Here is a 1,634-nt window from a genome sequence, read left to right as displayed (position 1 = left end):
GCTTTTGAAGCAACCATCTTGGATAAACGCAGAACACATATCTGATTTCGGATGTGCCAATGTTTCAGGCATTTGGCATGGACATAGACTTCTTTTCTGTTCGCTTATCCTATTTTTAGGCATAATGCTTACTTTTTGCACACCATCTTGGGGAATGTTGATGAAGTCTGCTTTTCTTCGTGCCGCGGTTTTGGCCGCGCTGCTGCCTTTAGCCGCTTGTAATGCACAGCCGGCGCACAAATCCGCGCAACCGGCTGCTGCGCCGGCAGATGCCGTTAAAGCCATTACCGATAAAATCACGCAAACTTATGCCGAGCAGGACATTAAAGTGCTGAACGTAGCCGAGTCGCCGGTAGCGGGAATTTACGAGGTGTATTTGTCCGGCAATCAATTGGTTTACATGAGTGCGGACGGCAACCATATGTTCACCGGCGATTTGATTGACGTTACCGAACGCAGCAATCTTTCCGAACAGCGGCGCAGCGATTTAAACCGCATCGATTATGCGGCCCTGCCTTTGGATAAAGCGATCACCGAGGTGCGCGGCAACGGCAGCTTGAAAGTGGCGGTGTTTACCGATCCGGATTGCCCGTATTGCAAGCGCCTGGAGCGTGAGTTTGAAAAAATGACCGACATCACGATTTACAACTTTATGATGCCGATTCTCTCCCTGCATCCGGCGGCCAAAGCCAAAGCTGAGCGCATTTGGTGTAACCCGGACCGTACGGCAGCGTGGACAGGCTGGATGCGCAAAGGAACGGTGCCGGCGGAAGTGCCGGCTTGCGGCAATCCGATTGCCGATACCATGGAGCTGGGCACCCAGCTCGGCTTTAACGGTACGCCGACCTTGGTCTTTCCCAATGGCAAGGTCATGGCCGGTTATCTGCCCAACCCCGAGTTGAAGCAAGCGATTGCCGACAACCAGAAATAAAATCACACCATCTATACGGCTTTCAGGTAGCCTGCTGAGGCTACCTGAAAAGCTTTTAGGGTGGCGGCGGCCAATAACCCGCAGGGTTTTACAGTATAATGGCCGCCCTGTATTTCCAACATTAAGGAACAACCATGGCAGACTTCAACAAAATTCTCGACGCCGGCGACGTAGACGGCGGCATCATCAATGTGGTGATTGAAATCCCGCAGGGCTCCAACCACAAAATCGAATGGGACCGTAAAAACGCGGTAATGAAACTCGACCGGGTGGAACCCCTGGCTTTTGCCAAGCCCACCAATTACGGTTTTATCCCGCAAACTTTGGACGAAGACGGCGATGAGCTGGATGCTTTGATCATTACCGACACCCCGCTGCCCATCGGCATCTATATGGAAGCCAAAGTCATCGGTGTGATGAAGTTTGTGGACGACGGTGAAGTAGACGACAAAGTGGTGGTGGTACCGGCGGACGACCGCCATACCGGCAATGCGATTAACAGCTTGTCTGATTTGCCCCAGCAGCTGATTAAACAAATCGAATTCCACTTCAACCACTACAAAGACCTGAAAAAGCCCGGCACCACCCAAGTGACCAAATGGGGTGACATTGAAGAGGCCAAAGAAGTGATCCGCGAGTCGCAAGCCCGCTGGAAAGCTCTGTAATCTTGACGCTCAAAGCAGCAAAAGGCTACCTGAAACTT

Annotated in this window: 2 protein-coding genes; both read left to right on the top strand. The window is 52.0% G+C overall.

Going from position 1 to position 1,634, the window contains the following annotated elements; all coding sequences use genetic code 11:
• Nucleotides 1-160 precede the first annotated feature (160 nt).
• A complete protein-coding gene (locus tag HMPREF9371_RS10825; RefSeq protein ID WP_040661218.1) occupies nt 161-931 on the top strand; it encodes a DsbC family protein in 771 nt (256 codons plus the stop codon).
• Between the two features lie 134 nt (nt 932-1,065).
• Complete coding sequence (locus HMPREF9371_RS10820) at nt 1,066-1,596, top strand: inorganic diphosphatase (protein WP_009120192.1); 531 nt, start codon at nt 1,066-1,068, stop codon at nt 1,594-1,596.
• Nucleotides 1,597-1,634: the final 38 nt, after the last annotated feature.

This window comes from Neisseria shayeganii 871, from assembly GCF_000226875.1.
GTDB classification, from domain to species: domain Bacteria; phylum Pseudomonadota; class Gammaproteobacteria; order Burkholderiales; family Neisseriaceae; genus Eikenella; species Eikenella shayeganii.
The sequence above is the reverse complement of the archived record's forward strand: the minus strand, read 5'-3'. Positions and strand labels throughout refer to the sequence as shown.

Bases quoted from the DNA above. Each gene is read 5' to 3' on its own strand.
- HMPREF9371_RS10825 (WP_040661218.1), top strand. From the start codon at position 161: ATGAAGTCTGCTTTTCTTCGTGCCGCGGTTTTGGCCGCGCTGCTGCCT.
- HMPREF9371_RS10820 (WP_009120192.1), top strand. From the start codon at position 1,066: ATGGCAGACTTCAACAAAATTCTCGACGCCGGCGACGTAGACGGCGGC.